Annotated in this window: 15 protein-coding genes and 2 pseudogenes; 10 read left to right on the forward strand and 7 right to left on the reverse strand. The window is 69.0% G+C overall.

Going from position 1 to position 16,031, the window contains the following annotated elements; translation table 11 throughout:
* Positions 1 to 116 precede the first annotated feature (116 nt).
* The 6 genes from ACZ6ZQ_RS02565 to ACZ6ZQ_RS02590 are packed head-to-tail and all read left to right on the forward strand — an operon-like array spanning position 117 to position 7,366.
* Entirely contained in the window at positions 117 to 599 is a 483-nt protein-coding gene (locus tag ACZ6ZQ_RS02565; protein WP_469766691.1) for an NADH-quinone oxidoreductase subunit B family protein, read from the forward strand.
* Positions 596 to 2,632: a proton-conducting transporter transmembrane domain-containing protein gene (locus ACZ6ZQ_RS02570; protein ID WP_469766692.1), complete on the forward strand. Its 2,037-nt coding sequence runs from the start codon at positions 596 to 598 to the stop codon at positions 2,630 to 2,632. Before ACZ6ZQ_RS02565 ends, ACZ6ZQ_RS02570 begins: the two co-directional genes overlap by 4 nt.
* Positions 2,629 to 3,582 (forward strand): respiratory chain complex I subunit 1 family protein, encoded by a 954-nt coding sequence (locus ACZ6ZQ_RS02575; RefSeq protein WP_469766693.1) that lies wholly within the window; start codon positions 2,629 to 2,631, stop codon positions 3,580 to 3,582. The genes ACZ6ZQ_RS02570 and ACZ6ZQ_RS02575 overlap by 4 nt, the downstream gene beginning before the upstream one ends.
* A 7-nt stretch (positions 3,583 to 3,589) precedes the next feature.
* Entirely contained in the window at positions 3,590 to 4,282 is a 693-nt protein-coding gene (locus ACZ6ZQ_RS02580) for a hypothetical protein (protein ID WP_469766694.1), read from the forward strand.
* The gene (locus tag ACZ6ZQ_RS02585; protein ID WP_469766695.1) at positions 4,282 to 5,886 is read left to right on the forward strand and encodes a proton-conducting transporter transmembrane domain-containing protein; all 1,605 of its coding nucleotides are present in this window, start codon (positions 4,282 to 4,284) and stop codon (positions 5,884 to 5,886) included. The genes ACZ6ZQ_RS02580 and ACZ6ZQ_RS02585 overlap by 1 nt, the downstream gene beginning before the upstream one ends.
* Positions 5,887 to 5,890: 4 nt before the next feature.
* Positions 5,891 to 7,366 (forward strand): hydrogenase large subunit, encoded by a 1,476-nt coding sequence (locus tag ACZ6ZQ_RS02590; protein ID WP_469766696.1) that lies wholly within the window; start codon positions 5,891 to 5,893, stop codon positions 7,364 to 7,366.
* Between the two features lie 10 nt (positions 7,367 to 7,376).
* Here the strand turns inward: ACZ6ZQ_RS02590 and ACZ6ZQ_RS02595 are convergent, their stop codons facing one another.
* The 6 genes and pseudogenes from ACZ6ZQ_RS02595 to ACZ6ZQ_RS02620 form a co-directional block, all read right to left on the reverse strand.
* On the reverse strand, positions 7,377 to 7,808 hold the full coding sequence (locus ACZ6ZQ_RS02595; RefSeq protein ID WP_469766697.1) for a pyridoxamine 5'-phosphate oxidase family protein: 432 nt from the start codon (positions 7,806 to 7,808) through the stop codon (positions 7,377 to 7,379).
* Positions 7,809 to 8,093: 285 nt separating this feature from the next.
* Positions 8,094 to 8,258, reverse strand: coding sequence for a DUF6126 family protein (locus ACZ6ZQ_RS02600; protein WP_469766698.1), 165 nt, complete (start codon positions 8,256 to 8,258; stop codon positions 8,094 to 8,096).
* The gene (locus ACZ6ZQ_RS02605) at positions 8,251 to 8,748 is read right to left on the reverse strand and encodes an ATP-binding protein (RefSeq protein WP_469766699.1); all 498 of its coding nucleotides are present in this window, start codon (positions 8,746 to 8,748) and stop codon (positions 8,251 to 8,253) included. Before ACZ6ZQ_RS02605 ends, ACZ6ZQ_RS02600 begins: the two co-directional genes overlap by 8 nt.
* Complete coding sequence (locus ACZ6ZQ_RS02610; protein WP_469766700.1) at positions 8,745 to 9,092, reverse strand: ArsR/SmtB family transcription factor; 348 nt, start codon at positions 9,090 to 9,092, stop codon at positions 8,745 to 8,747. Before ACZ6ZQ_RS02610 ends, ACZ6ZQ_RS02605 begins: the two co-directional genes overlap by 4 nt.
* Before the next feature lie 5 nt (positions 9,093 to 9,097).
* The gene (locus tag ACZ6ZQ_RS02615; protein ID WP_469766701.1) at positions 9,098 to 9,277 is read right to left on the reverse strand and encodes a hypothetical protein; all 180 of its coding nucleotides are present in this window, start codon (positions 9,275 to 9,277) and stop codon (positions 9,098 to 9,100) included.
* A 113-nt stretch (positions 9,278 to 9,390) separates the two neighbouring features.
* Positions 9,391 to 9,501: pseudogene (locus ACZ6ZQ_RS02620) on the reverse strand (IS982 family transposase); the annotation flags it as partial.
* 1,010 nt (positions 9,502 to 10,511) lie between these two features.
* Here ACZ6ZQ_RS02620 and ACZ6ZQ_RS02625 point away from each other — a divergent pair.
* Entirely contained in the window at positions 10,512 to 11,354 is an 843-nt protein-coding gene (locus ACZ6ZQ_RS02625; RefSeq protein ID WP_469766702.1) for a DUF4394 domain-containing protein, read from the forward strand.
* A 416-nt stretch (positions 11,355 to 11,770) separates the two neighbouring features.
* Here ACZ6ZQ_RS02625 and ACZ6ZQ_RS02630 read toward each other — a convergent pair.
* A pseudogene (locus ACZ6ZQ_RS02630) lies at positions 11,771 to 11,875 on the reverse strand (IS5 family transposase); the annotation flags it as partial.
* A gap of 810 nt (positions 11,876 to 12,685) precedes the next feature.
* Between ACZ6ZQ_RS02630 and ACZ6ZQ_RS02635 the strand changes: the two are divergent.
* From ACZ6ZQ_RS02635 to ACZ6ZQ_RS02645, 3 genes are all read left to right on the forward strand, one after another.
* The gene (locus ACZ6ZQ_RS02635; protein ID WP_469766703.1) at positions 12,686 to 13,564 is read left to right on the forward strand and encodes an LPXTG cell wall anchor domain-containing protein; all 879 of its coding nucleotides are present in this window, start codon (positions 12,686 to 12,688) and stop codon (positions 13,562 to 13,564) included.
* Positions 13,565 to 13,997: 433 nt separating this feature from the next.
* On the forward strand, positions 13,998 to 15,080 hold the full coding sequence (locus ACZ6ZQ_RS02640; RefSeq protein WP_469766819.1) for a glycosyltransferase family 4 protein: 1,083 nt from the start codon (positions 13,998 to 14,000) through the stop codon (positions 15,078 to 15,080).
* Positions 15,081 to 15,343: 263 nt separating this feature from the next.
* The gene (locus tag ACZ6ZQ_RS02645; protein WP_469766704.1) at positions 15,344 to 15,970 is read left to right on the forward strand and encodes a methyltransferase domain-containing protein; all 627 of its coding nucleotides are present in this window, start codon (positions 15,344 to 15,346) and stop codon (positions 15,968 to 15,970) included.
* Positions 15,971 to 16,031 lie beyond the last annotated feature (61 nt).

Raw genomic sequence — 16,031 nt, forward strand, 5'->3', positions numbered from 1 at the left:
CGGACAACAAAATCCCAACAAAAATAGGCAAAGCATGAGAAAAGGGCTGTGACCGGTTTCCGGGCCGTCCGTTAGTCGACTGCGAAGAGTCCTCACCAGCACCGGGAGGGGCGTTCATGGGCCTGCTAGGCAAGATCCGCGACACCGGGCGGGTGGCCGAACCTGCCCCGCCGCCCCCGGCGGAGGAACCCCTCCCGACGGCGCGGGAACTGGGTGGTTCGGTCCAGGTGCGTTGTGTGGACGCGGGCTCGTGCAACGGGTGCGAGATCGAGATCGCGGCGGCGTTCAATCCGGTGTACGACGCCGAGCGGTACGGAGCGCGGCTGGTGGCCTCGCCCCGGCACGCCGATGTGGCGCTGGTGACCGGGCCGGTGACGCGGAACATGGCCGAGCCGCTACGACGGACCGTGGCGGCCATGCCTGAGCCGCGGCTGGTGGTCGCGATCGGGGACTGTGCGATCAGCTGCGGTGAGTTCGCCGGCGGGTACGGGGTCGAGGGCGCGGTCGCCGACGTCGTACCGGTCGGTCTTGAGGTGCCGGGGTGTCCGCCCGCGCCGGAGGACATCGTGGCAGCGCTGCGGCGGGTGACCGGCCGATGAGCCTGGTCGCGGCCGGCCTTGGCGCCGCTGTCGCCGTGGGTGGGGCAGGGGCGGCGGGGGCGGCCGTACTGCCGGTCCGGCTGCGTGTCGTGGCGGCCGGGGTGTGCACGGCCTGGGTGGGTGTGGCCGGGGGTGCGGCGGGCGTGGCAGCACTGGGCGGAGCCCGATGGTCGGCCGAGCTGCCGGGGCTGCTGCCGCTGGCCGGGGTGCGCTTGGAAGTGGACGCGCTGTCGGGTCTGTTCATGGCGGTGGCGGGGGCCGTGGTGGCGGCGGTGTCGGTGTACGGCATCGGGTACACGGCCGGGCACGGCCCGCACGGGCCGGCTTCGCGGACGGCGCAGACGGTGCTGCCGCTTTTTGCCCTGACGCTGGTGCTGGTGCCTGCGGCGGGCTCGGTGTCCACGTTCCTGGTCCTGTGGGAGCTGATGGCGCTCGGTTCGCTACTGCTGGTGCTGGCCGAGCACCGCGAGCGGCCGTCGGTGCGAGTGGCGGGCGTCTGGTACGCGGTGATGACCCACCTCGGACTGATCCTGCTGCTCGTCGCCTTTGCGTTGTTCGCCGCGCACGCCGGGGACGAATCCTTCGCGGCACTGCGGCGTGGCGCGAGCGGCATGTCGCCCACGGTCAAGGGGCTGGTGTTCGTGCTGACGGCTGCGGCGTTCACGTCCAAGGCGGGGGCGGTGCCGCTGCATGCCTGGCTGCCGCGCGCTCACCCGGAGGCGCCCAGTCCGGTCTCGGCGTTGATGAGCGCGGCCATGGTCAACCTCGGCGTCTACGGCCTCGTACGCACCGGGTTCGATCTGCTGGGCGGGGGGCCCGCGTGGTGGTGGCTGGGGCTGATCGCGCTGGGCGGGCTGTCGGCCGTGTACGGGATTCTGCAGGCCGCGATGGCCTCGGACCTGAAGAGGCTGCTGGCGTACTCGACGTCGGAGAACATGGGGCTGGTGTTGATCGGGGCCGGGGCGGCGGGCCTCTTCGCCTCCGCCGGTGACGGTGCGCTGGCCGCGCTCGCCCTGGCGGCGGCGTTGCTGCATGTTGTCAACCACGCGGCGTTCAAGTCTCTGTTGTTCTGTTCGGCCGGTTCGGTCCTGCGCGCCACCGGCGTACGGGATCTCGACCGGCTCGGCGGTCTGCGGGCCCGGATGCCGGTGACGGCCGCCCTGTTCGCGCTGGCCGCGCTGGGCGCGGTGGCGCTGCCGCCCGGCAACGGGTTCATCAGCGAGTGGCTGCTTCTGCAGGCCCTCATCCACGGACTTCAGATGCCGGGGGTGGCCGTCGCCGTGATGCTGCCCCTGGCGGTGGCGCTCATCGCGCTGTCCGCCGGGATCGCCGCGGCCGTGTTCGTCAAGGCGCTCGGGGTCTGCTTCTTCGCCCGGCCACGCAGCGAGCAGGCCGCCGACGCGCGGGAGTCACCGCCGCTGATGCTCACCGGGATGGGGCTGCTCGCGGCGGGGTGCGTGGGGCTGGCGCTGGTCCCGGGACTGCTGGGCGGCAGCCTTGACCGGGCCGTGCTCGCCGCCGGGCTCCCGGGCTCCCAGGCCGTGTCGGGCGGCGGACTGAAGCTGCGTCTTGAGGGCATCTCTGCTTCGCTCTCGCCGCTGTGGGTGGTGGCCGCGCTGACTGTGGCGCTGGCTCTCGCCGCCGGACTGCCTGCGCTGTACGCGAGACGCAGGCGGAGGCGCAGGGACGCCAAGCTGTGGGACTGCGGCGGCGGAGCGCCCACTCCGCGCATGGCCTATACAGCGACCTCGTTCGCCGAACCGCTGCAGCGCGTCTTCGACGACGTACTTGCCCCGGAGCAGGACGTGAACGTCACCCACGCGCGGGAGTCCGCGTACCTGGTCGAGCGTGTCCGCTTCCGCAACCGGGTGCCGGACCGGATCGAGCACCGGCTGTACGAACCGGTGCTGGCCTTCCTCACGAGATCCGGGCAGGCCGCACGTCGGCTGGCGGGCGGCAGCGTCCACCTCTATCTCGGCTACGGCTTCTTCGGCCTGGTCGCCCTGCTCCTGGTACTGGCGGTGGGCTGGTGAGCGCCGCCGGATACGCGGCGGTGGCGGGGCAGATCACCGTGGTCGTCGCAGGCGCTCCCCTGCTCACGGGGCTGATGCGGCAAGTCCGGGCGCGCATGGAGGGGCGGGCCGGGGCCGGTGTGCTCCAGCCGTGGCGGGATACGCGCAAACTGCTGCGCAAGGAACCGATCACCCCCATCGGGACCGGCCCGGCCTTCCGTATCGCACCGGCACTGCTGGTGGCCACCACCGCGGTGGTCGCCGCGCTGGTGCCGCTGCTCTCCACCAACACCCCGGTCGCCGGGCGCGCGGACCTGATCCTGGTGGTGGCGCTCCTCGCCCTGGGCACGGTCGCCCTGGCACTGGCCGGCCTTGACACCGGCACCGCGTTCGGCGGCATGGGCGCATCGCGGGAGATGACCATCGCGGCCCTGGTGGAGCCGACCCTGCTGATGTCGGTGTTCGCGCTGTCGATACCGGCCGGCTCCACCAACCTGCCCACCATCGTCTCCGGAGCTGTCCACGAACCGGCACGGCTGGCCTCGCCCGCGGGCCTGTTGGCCACCGCCGCGCTCGCCGTCGCCGTGCTCGCGGAGACCGGGCGGCTCCCGGTGGACAACCCGTCCACGCATCTGGAGCTGACGATGGTGCACGAGGCGATGGTGCTGGAGTACTCAGGGCCCGATCTGGCGCTGGTCGAGCTCGGCGCGCAGATGCGGCTCACCGTGCTGCTGGGGCTGCTCGCCTCGCTGTTCGCCCCGTGGGGCATCGCCACCTCCCCATCGGCGGCGGCGCTCGCCCTCGCCCTCGTCCTGCTCGTGGTCAAGGTCGCGCTGCTGGGGGCGGTCCTGGCGGCCGCCGAGGTCTTCTGGGCCAAGCTGCGGCTGTTCCGCGTGCCCGAACTGCTCGCCGGATCCTTCCTGCTGGCGCTGCTCGCGGTGACCGCCTCCTACTTCCTGAGCGGAGAGTGAGCGCCCGGTGAGCGAGAGCCTGTACACACAGCTGCTGGACCTGGCCTGCGGGGCGTTCCTGCTGGCGGCTGTGGTGATCCTTTGGCGGCGTGAACTCGGAGCAATCGTACGGACCTTCGCCCTCCAGGGCATCGCCCTGGCCGCCATCGCCGTCCTGCTGGGGCTGCACGAGGAACGCTGGGACCTCATCGCGGTGGCGGCCGGAATCGGTCTCCTGCGGGCCGGAGTGCTTCCGTACCTGATGCGCCGGGCGCTGGCCGCGTTGAGTGCCGGGCACAGCATGTACGACCCGGACGGCGCCGAGACCCGCGAGACCCAGCCGCTGGTGAACGTGGCGGCGTCCCTGCTCACCGCGGCGGCACTGACGCTGCTCGCGTATGCCGTGGCCCGGCCCCTGGCCGAGCTCGACCCCACCCCGGCCACGCAGGCCCTGCCGGTGGGTCTGGCGGTCGTCCTGATCGGGTTCTTCGTCCTGGTCACCAGGCGGCGGGCGCTCGCCCAGGTGGTGGGCTTCCTGCTGCTGGACAACGGCATCACCGCCACCGCCTTCCTCGCCACCTCCGGAGTGCCGCTGATCGTCGAACTCGGCGTCTCCTTCGACGTTCTGCTCGCCGTGCTGGTCCTTCAGCTGCTTACCGCCCGCATGCGGGCCGCGTTCGGCACCACCGACATCGACGACCTGCGGGAGCTGCACGACTGATGACTGCCGTCTCCACCGTGATGCTGCTGACCGCGCCCGTCGCCGTACCCCTTGCCGCAGCCGGCGCCTATGCGCTCACTGGTCTGCGCCCGGCTGCCGCGGAGGTACGGGAGCCGAGCAGGGAAGTGTCCCGTCAGCTTGCCCCGGTCGGCGTCACGGCCGGACCGGCGGAAGGGGCCGGGGCACCACCTCCACCGGTGGCCGACGCTTCTCGCCGGAGCGACTGGTGCGGGCTTGTTTCCCCGTTGGCGGTCATCGTGTGCGGCGCCGTACTGGCCGCTGCCCTCGGTCGCGACGAGGCAGTGACCGCGTACGGCCGGCTGCTGCGGGCCGACGCCCTGACGGTGTGGATGCTCCTGGTCGTCGGCGCCGTCGCGCTGATCGCCTGCGCCACGGCTCCCACCTATCTGGCGGGCGAACGCACCGCCGGACGGACAGATGCCCGTAGCACCGCGCTCTTCCACGTCCTCGTGCAGGCGTTCCTCGCGGCCATGTGCCTGGCCGTGCTCACCCCGAATCTCGGGGTGCTGTGGGTGGCCATCGAGTCCACCACCATCGTTACCGCCTTCCTCGTCGGCCACCGCCGCACCCGTACATCCGTCGAGGCCGCGTGGAAGTACGTCGTGATCTGCTCGGCCGGGATCGCCCTGGCCTTCCTGGGCACAGTGCTGATCTATTACGCCGCCCGACAGGCCGGCATCGCCGAGGCGTACGCCCTGGACTGGCCGACCCTCGTGGCCCGGGCCGATCGTCTGGACCCGGCCGTGACCCGACTCGGCATCATGCTCGTCATCGTCGGCTTCGGCGCCAAAGCCGGCCTCGCGCCCCTGCACGCCTGGCTGCCCGACGCCCACAGCCAGGCCCCCGCCCCCGTCTCCGCGCTGATGTCCGGGGTTCTCCTGTCCGTGGCCTTCACCGCGATCCTGCGCTACCAGAGCATCGCCGACGCCGCCCTCGGCGACGGCTATACCCGCGCCCTGCTGACCGGAATCGCGCTGCTCACGCTCGCCCTCGCAGCTGCCCTGCTGCTGGCCCAGCGCGACTACAAACGGATGCTGGCCTACTCGAGCATGGAGCACATGAGCCTGATCGCCCTCGGCGCCGCGATCGGCACCCCGCTCGCCCGTGCCGCCGTGCTCCTGCACATCGCCGGGCACGGGCTCGCCAAGGCGGTCGCCTTCTGCGCTTCCGGCCACATCCTGCACCTCACCCGGAGCACCCACATCGGGCGGGTGCGCGGTCTGCTCGCCCGGACTGCCGGGCTCGGTGGGGCCTTCGGTCTCGCGGTCGTCGCACTGCTCGGCTTCCCGCCGTTCAGTCTGTTCGCCTCCGAACTGGGCATCGTCCGCGCCGGATTCGCCGCCCGCATGGGCTGGGCCACCGCGGCAGCCCTGCTGCTCGTGCTGATCGCCTTCGCCGCACTCGCTTCCCGCACCGCGCGGATGCTGCTCGGCCCCGCACCCACATCCCGTACGAACGAGCCGCACGCCACGACAGGATGGCCGCTCGCCCTGGGCCTGCTGGCCTGCGCGGCCCTGGGTATCACGACCGGTCCGCTCACCGACCTGCTGCACGATGCCGCCCAGGCGATCGGAGCCCGCTGAAGCCATGCGCACCGTTCACGAGATCCATGCCGCCGAACTGCCCAAGCGCGCCGAGCAGCTGCTGCGTGCCGGCCGCCGCCTCGCCCTGGTCGCCGCACACCACGACGAGGACCGGATCCGCGTGGTGTACCTCTTCGTCGGCGGACCGCCCGATGCCCGTACCGAACTGCACGTACACCTCGACGCCGACCGGCCGGAGGTGCCGACCCTGGCCCACATGTCCTTCCCCGCAGGCCGGTTCGAGCGCGAAATGCGCGACCTCTTCGGCATCGTGCCGCTCGATCACCCTCTGCCGCGCCGCCTGGTGCGCCACTTCCACTGGCCGCGCGGCTGGTACCCGATGCTCACCGACGCCGGGCCCCCGCCCCCCTTCGCAGAACAGGAAGGCCCCTACCCCTTCCTGGAGGTCGAAGGCGACGGCGTCTACGAAATCCCCGTCGGACCGGTACACGCCGGGCTGATCGAGCCGGGCCACTTCCGCTTCTCCGTCGTCGGCGAGACCATCCTCAAACTCAAAGCCCGCTTGTGGTTCGTCCACAAAGGCATCGAAAAGCTCTTCCAAGGCCGCAGCACCACAGCCGGGCTGCCCCTCGCCGAACGGATCAGCGGCGACACCGCCGTCGGCCACGCCCTCGCATACTGTCTCGCCGTCGAAGAAGCCACCGGCATGACGGTCCCGCCAGAGGCCCAACACGCCCGCGCCCTCCTCCTGGAACTGGAGCGCCTGCATAACCACGTCGCCGACCTCGGCATGCTCTGCAACGACGTCGGCCATGGCATCCTCAACGCCCACGCCCAACGCGTACGCGAACAACTCCTGCGCCTCAACGCCGAGATCACCGGTCATCGGCTGCTACGCGGTGGCGTCGTGCCTGGCGGCGCCGCCCTGCACGCGCTACCCGACCCGCGGCACCTGCAGGCGATCGGCTCGGACATTCGAGAGATCGCCGGCCTCGCACTCGACCGCTCCACCGTGCGCGACCGATTCACCGGCACCGCCGTGCTCACTGCCGACGCCGCGCGGGACATCGGCTGCCTCGGCTATGTGGCCCGCGCCAGCGGCCTCACCGGCACCGATGCCCGCGTCAGCCACCCCTTCACCACATACGACACCGAGCTCGTCGTCCCCACCCACGGCACCGGCGACGTACTCGCCCGCTTTCTCATCCGCGCCCAGGAGATCGACGTCTCCCTCACCCTGATCGCCCACCTGGCCGAGGGCCTCGCGCCGGGCACGGTCCTCGCACCCTCACCCGTCCCGGGCCCGGGCGCAGGCGCAGGCATCGTCGAAGGTTGGCGCGGCACCATCACCACCCGCATCGAACTCGGCCCGGACGGCACCCTGGCCAGGGTCAAGCCCGTGGATCCATCGTTCTTCAACTGGCCTGCCCTGCCCGTCGCCCTCACCGACACGATCGTTCCGGACTTCCCGTTGACCAATAAGAGCTTCAACCTCTCCTACGCCGGCAACGATCTTTGACAGGGGCGGGTTACACGCCGGGGAGCTGACGCACCAGCCGGTATCCGGTCACGATCTCTGCTCGGATCCGGACCACGTGATCCATCTCGGAGTCCACCCAGGGCGAGAGCAGACCCTCGTAGCGGGCCAGCTCATCAGGGCGCGATACACGAGTCGCCATGCCAGTGACGACGACGCTCCAGCCGCTGCGTGTCTCGGGGTCGAGCTGGTCGGCCTCATACGCAACAACTTCGGACAGCAGCGCATGGTGCAGCAGGGCGGAGCTGGTATGGGTGCGGATCACGATGTCGCCGTCGTCCACCACATGGTTGACCGGCCGGATGGCAGGCACCGCCTGGTGGGAGAACGCGACGCGGCCCACTTGCACGCTGCCCAGCAGTTCGAGAGCCTCGGCCGGGCTCAGCTCCACCATGCGCGCCGGAGGCTCGGCGGCCGTGGTCATGACGGCCCTCCTTCGACAGCCGGTCCGCGCCCGCAGGCTGGAGAGACGTCGGCTCTATGCTGCGCCGGCGCGCGAAAACCACCGGGTACGCGGGCGGGTCCCTTCCGCTGGATGCGGAACCGGCCCCACACCGCCACCAGTCGGGAGCTGCTCTTGAGCAGGCTCTGATGGGCACACAGCACCCAGCGGAACCAAGCAACTCACGAAGTCACCGCAGACGAACAGAGCCGGACGGCCCATCTGAGGGACCATACGGCCTTGCCTACGGCGGCTGCGGCAGCACACCTACTTCTGTGCGTGCTCACCCACGTAGAACAGCAGCCAGACGAAGCCGGCGAACAGATGGGTCGCGAAGACGTACACGAAGACGCGCAGCATGACGCCGCGCTCCTTCCACCTCTCAACGTCCCTCTCTCCGCGCGTCTGTTTCCGGGACGAGCGATCACTCACTGCGGTGTTCTCCTTGTGTTCTCTGCGAAGGAATGCGGAACCGGACGAGTACGACCTTCCCGTCGTGGCCGGTGCCCGGTTCCGCACTGATGTCGCCGTCGTAGCGGGCGGCCAGCTCGGTCACCGTGCGCAGTCCCTCACCCATGCCGCCGGGGGAGAGATCCGGCATGCGCGGGTCCCCGTCCGCCACGCCGATCACCAGATGCCCCGCGCCGGCCGTGATCGTGACGTCCGTCATGGCCGACTCGTGCGCGTGCCGCGCCACATTGGCGACCAGCTCACTGACGACCAGAAGCACCGCGTCGGCGAACGCCGACCGAGGCTCGACACCCAGCCCGAGGAGGTGCTCGGCCACCGCCTGCCGTATCTCGCGAACCGACCCGGGTCCGACAGGCACGGAGATGACATGCCGCTGGACCTCCGGCCGTACGTGCTCGACCGCCGCCACCGGCAGATGCCTGCGCCACGGAGGGAAGAACCGGCCGCTCATCTCGCTGCCTCCTCTTCCTCAACCTCGCGCAGCTGCTTCAGCAGACCCTGCTGCTCGGCCAGCAGCACACTCAGAATCCGCCGCGCGGCCTGCATCAGATCGGCCACATCCCCGCCGGCCAGCTCGTACACCACGGTGGAACCCTCGCGGGTCGCCGTCACGATGCCGGAGCGGCGCAGCACCGCCAGCTGCTGCGACAGATTCGACGCCTCGACCTCGATCGCCGCCAGCAGATCCCGCACCGGCATCGGGCCGTCCTGCAGCAGCTCCAGCACGCGGATCCGCACCGGATGACCAAGCATCCGGAAGAACTCGGCCTTGGCCTGATACAGCGGAACCGGCATCCCGATCACCCCTCGTCCGTCCCCGCATCCACAGCAATGCCATGCTGCTCAGCCAGCCGCAGGGCATCCTCCAGCTCTTCCTGCGCGACGGCCACGCCGAAGGAATCCTCAGCCGCATAAGCGTCTGCCAGCGCGGCTCGTGCCTCGCGCACCCGCTCCACCACGGCCTCGACAAAACCGGCCACTGCAGCCCCGCCTCCTAGCCGACTTGTTCGACACGGCAACTTCAGAATTGAAGAACTCTTCAATTGTACGGCCTGCGTATCCACTGCCGCCCCCCTGGATGAGTCCGATGTCTTCAGTGGTCATAGGGGACTAGTGATCGTTTGATCTTGGCGTTGGTGGTCCAGTTGTGCCGGATGCCGGCGGCCAGGGCGAGGAGGCGTTGTGCGGTCCGGGCGAAGCCCCCGGCGGGGCGCGGCATCCGCCGGTACGGCGGTCAGCTGGGTGGCCTGGCCGCGTCCAGACACGGGAGCAAGAGGACGGGTAGGACTCCTGGATCTCCTGTCGCTTAGCCGGGCGGTATGGCTTGCACTGTGACGATGCTGCGGAAGCCAGTGTCGCCTTCGTGAGCCCGAAAGGCCCAGGCCGAGGGGCTGGAGGGAGTGGGCAGCCGGCAGTCGCCTGCGACTGTGGAACCCGATACGTTAACCAGGAGGGCGCCGTCCGGCTCGACGGACACCAGACGTCGAGGGCGACGACCGGGACTCCGGCCGCCGGCGCGACGGCTTCGACCGGTCGGCGCCCGTTCGGACCGTCGCCCAGACGCTGTCACGCAGGGCTCATGACCGGCGTCGCTCTCGTCCATCCGACGTCCTTCGTGCGGGGCAGATCACGGCTTCACACACGGTTACCGCGTTCGACGACGCTCCCTAGTCCAGGCCCGCATCCCGGGCGGGACGCCCGCCTGGCAATCGTCCGAGCCTCGATGCGGACGACTGAGTCGGTCACCTCCACCGACTCCACAAACACGCCATCGACTGAGAAGAACAGCAGCTCATCCAGCTGCGGCAGTACTTCGTCCACGGCGCAGCACGTCGACCACACCGCATTCCAGCCGGGCGATTTTCGGGCGACCTCAACCGACATCACATGAAGATCAACAGTCACCCTGCGTACGCGACCACAACAAGTGGGCCAGAGCCTTTCTGTGGGAGTCGTTTCGGTGTGACTTCGGGAGTCGTTTTGGGGCAAGCGTCATGATCAATGTCAGTGACTCTTGATGTCACTCGGGTGCTGTGGGGCCGCCCGCTTGTGCCTGAAGGGTGTGGTGGCTGCACAGCTGGTCACCGCCGCTCTGTGCACGGCCTGGGAATGCCGCCGTATGGCTGCGCTCGATGTGCCCAGGGGATGGTTGGCTGTTTTCGTCGTATGGGTGGCGCCCGGCTGAGCGGGCGCCTCGACTCCGTTGGAGATCTCATGCGCAAGGCAGTCCTCGCGGTGGTGCTCACCGCTGCCCTGTCCACCGCCGCTCCCGCGCTGGCCGCCGACCCGGACCCCGGTGGCGGCCGCAAAGGTCTGAAGGTGACCGGGCTGACCAGCGACCAGCGTCTGGTTCAGTTCCGCGCCAACAGACCCGGCTCGGTCACCTCGATCGGAACCGTCACCGGTCTGCAGGGCGACACGGCTCTGGTCGGCATCGATTACCGCGTCCAAAACGGCCTGCTCTACGGCGTCGGCGACGCCGGCGGCGTCTACACACTGAATACCGGCAACGCCGCGGCGACGAAGGTCTCGCAGCTGAGTATCGCGCTTCAGGGCAGCTTCTTCGGGGTGGACTTCAACCCGGCCGCCGACCGGCTGCGGATCATCAGCGACACCGGACAGAACCTGCGCCACAACGTCAACGTCGCCACCGGTGGCACCGTCGCCGACGGGACCCTCACCAACCCGACCATGCCGCCGTCCACGGCCCTCGGGGTGACCGGTGCTGCCTACACCAACAACGACCTCGACATGGCTACAGCCACCAGTCTGTTCGACATCGACACCGCCAACGACCGCGTCTCGCTGCAGTCCCCCGCCAACTCCGGCACGCTCGCCCCCACCGGAAGTCTCGGAGTCAACGCCGGCCCCAGCGCGGGCTTCGACATCTACTTCTCGTCCAAGGACGCCGGCAACCGAGGCTTTGCTGCCCTCGCCACCAACGGCTCCTACCGCTTCTACGAAGTCAACCCCCTCACAGGGGCGGCCACTGACGCCGGAGCCTTCCCCTCCAACCGCCAGGTCTTCGACGTCGCCCTCCCCCTCAACCAGAGGTAGTCCGCCCTATCGACACCGGGTGAGCCGCAACCGCACGCACGGCAACTCACCCGGTGTCCCCATTGCCTTCTTGGTGGCCCCGCAATGGGGCGCCTGACCTCCGGAGTTGGCATGATGTTTTCCCCCTGTCGAACGCATGGCCTGGGGGTGTCAACGGCTCCGGAGACATAAAGCCCACGGGAGCGCCTGCTGTTGCTCGCCAAAGAGCTGGCCCGGACGGGTGGCCATGCCCGGCACTCCGAAACCCCCGGCAAGGTCAGTGCCGTCCACCTCGGACGGCTCTTCGGACTGGAGAAGTCCCGACGAAGCGAGCACCTCGCCCAGCAGGCACTCGTCCTCGCGGACCAGGTCGGCGTTCCGATCGCGGACGACTGCTACGTGGGCACCATCAGCGGCCGCATCGGTGACCGCCCATGGCGCGAGCGCCCGACGATTTTCTTGCCGGCGTCGGTGCCCTGGCTCGAGGCGGGGATGCTGGTGGAGGTCTTGACGCTCTGCGCGTCGATCACGCAGGCCGACGGGTTCGCGTTGCGGGCTCTCCTTCTGGTCATACGTGGGGCGGCAGGCCGGGCGGGCGACGGCGTCAGCCTGCCTCTCCCAGGCCGTCCGCAGACGGCAGACCATCCTCGTGGTCTGGACCGGCGCCTGTCCCTACCTGTCACCGCGACAAACCAGCACCGATACGAACCTGACCAAGCACTACTGGCTCGGTGCTGGAAGCTGGATCCGGAGCCATCCGGCCTTCACCGACAGGCGGTACCAGTAGGACGCCGAAGGCGCGAGTGCTGATGAGCCACATGAGTGCAACCGCTGGGCCGTCCTGTGGACCACCGCGGTGAGCCTGTTTGGCCGGAGCTGCCCAGGTATACGGATCCCGTTGTTTGATTTTCGGTCAATCTTTGCTGTCCGAGTGGTGACCGAGCAGTGCGCTGAGTCGGGCGGCAGACAGTGGCATTGGCACAGAGCGTACGGCAGAGCCGACTCAGGCTAGGGAGTGATGAGCGCGATGGATGCAGAGGTGGCCCAATCGGCGTACCTGTTCAACCACGCCGCTATGCGCCTCTTGAGTACGAGAACACGGTCCGAGTACGCAATCAACGACCGAGTCGCCCTCGCACTGGGGCCACTTCAGGTGGCATTCCGCACAGCCGAAGGCCACCACGCAGGAGATCGCGGGGTCCAACCCGCCCCCTTGCGCGCTGTGGCCGCATGGGCGGTCACGTCAGGTCCACGTCCTGAGAATTTCCACGGCCTGTCACGGGGGACTTGCCTTTCCCCGCGTCGACGACAACGAACGCTCACCGATGCGCCTTCTGAAGGAGCCGAACACTATGCCCAGACGTCCTAGATGGCACGGCGCCCTGGCCGCCGCCAGTGCAGCCCTCATTGTTGCTGCTCCGCTTGTTGCCGCCGAGCCGGCATTCGCGCAGTACCCACCGGTTCCAGGTCTTACGATCGACGACACCGAGCTGACGCCCGGTGACGACATCAACCATTCCGCGACGGGCTTCCAGCCAGGTGAGACGGTTCTTGCCCGACTCGTCCTCGTCGCTCCTGGCGCTGCCGGCGCCCCCGCGGCCACGGCCGCACTGAGATCATCGCCTACCTTTCCTCTGCCTCTTGCCACGCCCACACCGAAAGGTGACAAAGGTGACGGTGATGGCGGCAACGGCGGCGGTGGGATCATCGAACTCGGCACTTTCACCGCTGACGAGAACGGCGTTGTGACGGGCAGGGTCATCATCCCCGAAGGCGTCCGCCCGGGCACGTACGACTTTCAACTCGTCGGCCAGACATCCGGGCTCACGCTGTCTGCACGGGTGACCGTGACTGGGGACGGCGACCACGGTGATGACGACGGCGACCATGGCGATGACGACGGCGACCATGGCGATGACGACGGCGACCATGGCAACGACAGGGACAACGACCGGCCTGACCATGGCAACGACAGGGACAACGACCGGCCTGACCATGGCAACGACAGGGACAACGACCGGCCCGGCCACGGCGACGAGAATGGGCGCGATCACGACTCGGATCGTGACAGCGGATCCTCCGGCCATGACGATGACTCCTCGGAGCTCGCGAAGACCGGTTCTTCCGGTGCACCGGTGGCGCTACTCGGCGCGGCAGGCGGTCTGCTGCTTCTCAGTGGCGGGTCGCTGGTGATCGCCAAGCGCCGGCGTAGGGGCACTGAACGAGGCTGAGAGTCAACGGGTGTCGTGGACCATCCCCTGACACCCGGGCAGGCGCCTTCTGTCCAGCATCACGGCCTGGTGCGAGGGAATCACCGTCGCACCAGGCCGTTGACGTGCGCGGCGGCAGCCGTGGGGAATGTGGCCACAGCGCCCTTGCCGGCACCAGCGGCGAGGGAGCGCCGCAAAACCGCAGGGGAACGCACCGCAGAATCTCGTCGGCGGGTGAGAACGGTTCAGCCGCCGCCAGCACAGAACCGGCCCGACGCGCTGCGGCGCACGAGCTCGGTAGCTGGTCCATATCAGTGAGACGTCGCGGGTGGGACCGCGAGCGTTGTGACGTCACGCAATTCTTCTTGATCCAGCGATACATTCGCCGCGCGGGGCGAGGGATGGAGCAGACACGTCGATGCATATTCTGCGGCTGAGCTACCGAGTCCCGCCGATGCCGGGCGGTCTGGAACGCCATGTGGAATGCCTGACGCGAGAGCAGGTGGACCGCGGGCACCGGGTAACCATGGTCTTCCGGCACGGAACTGCGGTGCCGTCGGGGGCCACGCGTTTGGCACTGCGAACAACCGCCCTGTCACGGGTGTTGAACCAGTTGTCCGACAGGGCGGCGTTCGCGGCTGAGGCCGCCGCGACGGTCCGGCAGCGGTTCCTGAGCACGGGTTCGCACGACGTGGACATGCTGCACCTGCACGGGGACCATGTTGAGGCCATGTGGCTGGGACCCGTGTGCCGCAGCCTCGGTATCCCCCTGTTCCTGACCGTCCATGGGAGACTCGCCGACCGACGGCGGCGACTGGCCCGATATGCGTTCCAGCACGTGGACGCGTTCATCGCACTGGGCTCTGGGACCACGGCCGACCTCGTGAAGTGCGGCGTGGATGAGCGGCACATCCTCACTATGTCCAGCGGTCTCGAGTTGTCCCGCATGCCTTCTGCCGCCGGCCCCTGCGGTCGTGAACGCGGCCTGATCGTCAGCGTTGGCGCGCTGGACCCGGTAAAGAACCACAGCCTGCTCATCGAAGCCTTCCACGAAATGGCCCGCAGGCGACCCGGGCTGCGCCTCGTCATCGTGGGTGAGGGCCCGGAGCGGGGCAGGCTCGCTCACCTCGCGACAGGTGGGCCGGGAGTGGAGTTGGCCGGTGCGCTGCACCGCCAGGAGGTCTACCGACTGGTGCGCCGTGCGGAGGTGTTCGTACTCGCCTCGCGTCGGCTGCCGGGCAAGGGAGAGGGCGTACCTACAGCCGCGCTGGAGGCTCTGGCACTGGGTACGCCCGTCGTGGTGTCGTCGGAGGCGTCGCTCGATCCGGTGGTGGCTGCCCCGGAGGCCTACCGGGTCTTCCCGTCCGGGTTGAAGACGGAACTGGTCAGCACCCTGATGGCCTTGCTCGATGATGAATCGGACCGGCGCAGGATGAGCGAACTCGGGAGACGTGCAGCTGCGGAGCTCGACTGGTCCGTGGTCGCGGGCCGCGTCGAGGAGTGGTACCGAGCGGCGCTGGGACAAGAACGCTCATGATATGACTCCGCGGCCAGGAAGGAGTCCCCAGCAATCGACCCGGCTGAGAACCGCGCGCGGCTCCACTCCACCCGGGCCCCAGGCGAGCCGCGTTCATCACGTCACTCATCCGCCCCTTTCGGAGAAGCTCTAGAGCATGTCCGAAGCCGACATACTGTAATGAGCTGTGAGAATAGGTTCCATCTCGGGTTTACGCGGGCTCCAGTAACCATCATCGTCGTCGCGCCACGCCATGTATGCGAAGCGGACAAGAAGGAGGACCGATGCGCACGATGGACATTGCCAAAGTCGACGGCGGCATGGCACTACAGAAGGCGGCCGGCATCGTTCGCACCTACCCTTCCATTTGGCACGGCACCGTCGTCGACGTCGGATGCCGCACCCGTGAGCTGGAAACTGCCTTGAGCGGCCGCCACGTGCGCTACGTGGGGGTGGACATCGACCCGTCGGCCGAGGTGGTGGCCGACCTCGGCGAGCGGCTGCCCTTCGACAGCCGGTCAGCAGACGTGGTCACCGCATTCGACGTTCTTGAACACACAGATGACTTCCATCTCGGCTTCTCCGAACTGTGCCGGGTGGCGCGTGAGCATGTCGTGATTACTCTTCCGAACGCCTATGAGGTGCGTACCCGCCTCAGGCATCTGCGTGGGAAGCCCATCTCTCAGAAGTACGGACTGCCCGCAGTACCGCCCAGGGACCGTCACCGCTGGTTCTTCTCGCTGGACGAGGCGCGCGCTTTTGTACGGGCCTCGGGGCGTGTGCACGGCTGGCAGGTGGCCGACGAGCGGGTGCTGCTCGGTCCGCAGGCGAACCGTATCGGACGCGCCGTGTGTCGCTGGCCCAACCTCCTGTGCTCGACGTATCTGGCGCTGCTCCGGCCCCGGGGATGAGGCTGCGGATCGGCGTATGGGCCCGTTGCGCGGCTCCGAGCCGCCGCGCGCCCCGGCGAAC

The organism is Streptomyces sp. NPDC053673, from assembly GCF_055585225.1.